Raw genomic sequence first — 3260 nt, forward strand, 5'->3', positions numbered from 1 at the left:
GCGGCGAGCACAATGACAAGTAAATAGGAGAGTAAGAGCATCTAGAAGCGATAAGTAGGGATGGAGGTTTAGGTCAGGGAACTGGCTTAGGCGAACATTTTTACGATGCGCGTTTTTAGTAAATAACCAAAGGGTTAAGTTACTAAGGGCACACGGTGGATGCCTTGGCAGTCGAACCGAAGAAGGACGTGGCTACCTGCGAAAAGCCTCGGGGAGTTGGAAGCAAACATTGATCCGGGGATATCCGAATGGGGAAACCCACTAGCGCGAACCGCTAGTACCCATACCTGAATACATAGGGTATGAGGAGGGAACCTAGGGAACTGAAACATCTAAGTACCTAGAGGAAAAGAAAGAAACCTCGATTCCCTGAGTAGTGGCGAACGAAACGGGAACAGCCCAAACCTTGTCCTACGGGGCGAGGGGTTGTAGGACCAGCATTGTAGACTCGAGTGTTTAGCCGAAGCGTACTGGAAAGGCGCATCAGAGTGGGTGAAAATCCCGTAGGCGAAAAGCACGGAAGCTTAGCTGGCACCTGAGTAACTCAGGCCACGTGGAATCCTGAGTGAATCTACGGGGACCACCCCGTAAGGCTAAATATTCCGACTGACCGATAGCGAACCAGTACCGTGAGGGAAAGGTGAAAAGCACCCCGTGAGGGGAGTGAAATAGTACCTGAAACCGTGTGCTTACAAGCAGTCACAGTCCCATGGAGCATTATCTTTTTACGAAGATGATACCTCCGGGATGGTGGCGTGCCTCTTGAAGCATGATCCTGCGACTTACTGTATGTACCAAGTTTAAGGCGATAGCCGGAGGCGAAGCGAAAGCGAGTGTGAATAGCGCGACAAGGTGCATGTAGTAGACCCGAAACCAGATGAGCTAGGCATGGCCAGGATGAAGCTTCCGTAACAGGAAGTGGAGGTCCGAACCCGTTAAGGTTTAAAACTTTTGGGATGAGCTGTGTTTAGGAGTGAAAAGCTAACCGAATCTGGAGATAGCTGGTTCTCCCCGAAATAGCTTTAGGGCTAGCCTCGGGGGTTTACCATCGGCTGTAAAGCACTGATTGGGCTAGGGGGCTTACCAGCTTACCAAACCCTGTCAAACTCTGAAGACCGATGGTCCATACCCCGGGAGTCAGTCTGCGTGAGCTAACTTTCGCAGACAAGAGGAAAACAACCCAGACCGCCAGTTAAGGTCCCCAAGTCAAGGCTAAGTGGAGAAGGATGTAGAAACGCTAAGACAGCTAGGAGGTTGGCTTAGAAGCAGCCATTCCTTTAAAGAGTGCGTAATAGCTCACTAGTCGAGTGTTTTTGCGCCGAAGATGATCGGGGCTAAGCCTTGCACCGAAGCTGCGGCATGTCAACTATGTTGATGTGGGTAGGGGAGCGTTCCGTAGGCCGTTGAAGCATGACCGGAAGGACATGTGGAGGTATCGGAAGTGCGAATGCAGGAATGAGTAACGATAAGAAGGGTGAGAATCCCTTCCGCCGAAAGCCTAAGGTTTCCTGGACAAGGGTCGTCCTTCCAGGGTTAGGCGGGGCCTAAGGCGAGGCCGAAAGGCGTAGTCGATGGACAACGGGTTAATATTCCCGTCCCGCTTTTGTGGAGTGATGGGGTGACGCATTAGGATAGGCCAACCGGAGCTATGGCTATGCCCGGCGGGTAACGAAGCTTGTTGGGATAGGAAAATCCGCCTGACGTTAGAGTGACGTTATTCGGGAAGGCTCTACGGAGCTGATAACTGGTTGAATCCACGGTGCCAAGAAAAACCTCTAAACGATGAAGCAAGAGCGCCCGTACCGATAACCGACACAGGTGGGCGAGTGTAAAAGCACTAAGGCGCGCGAGAGAACTCTCTCTAAGGAACTCTGCAAAATGGCCCCGTAACTTCGGGAGAAGGGGTCCTGCGTGTACCGTGAGGTTTAGGCTTTGCGGGAAGCAGGCACAGTAAATCGGCTCTAGCGACTGTTTACCACAATCACAGCACTCTGCAAACCCGAGTAGGGGACGTATAGGGTGTGACACCTGCCCGGTGCCGGAAGGTTAAGTGGAGCGGTGAGAGCTGCGAAATGAAGCCCCGGTGAACGGCGGCGGTAACTATAACCGTCCTAAGGTAGCGAAATTCCTTGTCAGGTAAGTTCTGACCTGCACGAATGGTGTAACGACTGGAGCGCTGTCTCGGAGAGAGACTCGGTGAAATTGAACTGGCCGTATAGATGCGGCCTACCCGCAGCAGGACGAAAAGACCCCGTGGAGCTTTACTATAGCTTGATATTGGCGTTAGGACTGGTCTGTGTAGGATAGGTGGGAGACGTTGAAGCATGGGCGCTAGCTTGTGTGGAGTCATCAGTGAAATACCACCCTGACTGGTTCGGACGTCTAACCTGCGCCCATTAACTGGGTGAGGGACAGTGTTAGGTGGGTAGTTTGACTGGGGCGGTCGCCTCCCAAAGAGTAACGGAGGCGCACAAAGGTTCCCTCAGCACGGTCGGAAATCGTGCGCAGAGCGTAAGAGTATAAGGGAGCTTGACTGCGAGACGTACATGTCGAGCAGGGACGAAAGTCGGTTCTAGTGAACCGGTGGTACCTTGTGGAAGGGCCATCGATCAACGGATAAAAGTTACCCCGGGGATAACAGGCTGATACCGCCCGAGAGTTCATATCGGCGGCGGTGTTTGGCACCTCGATGTCGGCTCGTCATATCCTGGGGCTGGAGAAGGTCCCAAGGGTCCGGCTGTTCGCCGGTTAAAATGGCACGCGAGCTGGGTTCAGAACGTCGTGAGACAGTTCGGTCTCTATCCGCTGTGGGCGCAGGAAATTTGAGGAGAGCTGTTCCTAGTACGAGAGGACCGGAATGGACGCACCGCTCGTTTCTCAATTGTCTACCAAGGGCATATGTTGAGTAGCTATGTGCGGAACGGATAAGCGCTGAAAGCATCTAAGCGCGAAGCCGACTCCAAGATGAGATTTCCCATCCCCTTGTGGGAGTAAGACCCCCGGAAGACCACCGGGAGATAGGCTGGGAGTGTACGCACCGCGAGGTGTTTAGCTGACCAGTACTAATCGGTCGAGGACTTAACCTTTAGCTGGACTTATAGCTCATCTCCTATTTGCTTGTCTTTTATTTTATTCTTCGTGCTCTTAGCGGCGTGGACCCACCCGACCCCATCCCGAACTCGGAAGTTAAGCACGCCAGCGCCGATGATAGTTGGGGGGTAGCTCCCTGCAAAAGTAGGCCGGTGCGAGGATCTTATTTT

General features: G+C 52.9%; 2 rRNA genes. Both read left to right on the forward strand.

Annotated features, from left to right (window positions below):
* Window positions 1–132 precede the first annotated feature (132 nt).
* Window positions 133–3086 (forward strand): 23S ribosomal RNA (locus ACFW2W_RS22070).
* 48 nt (window positions 3087–3134) lie between these two features.
* Window positions 3135–3251 (forward strand): 5S ribosomal RNA (rrf, locus tag ACFW2W_RS22075).
* Window positions 3252–3260: the final 9 nt, after the last annotated feature.

This window comes from Coleofasciculus sp. H7-2, assembly GCF_042747725.1.
Lineage (GTDB): Bacteria > Cyanobacteriota > Cyanobacteriia > Cyanobacteriales > FACHB-T130 > FACHB-T130.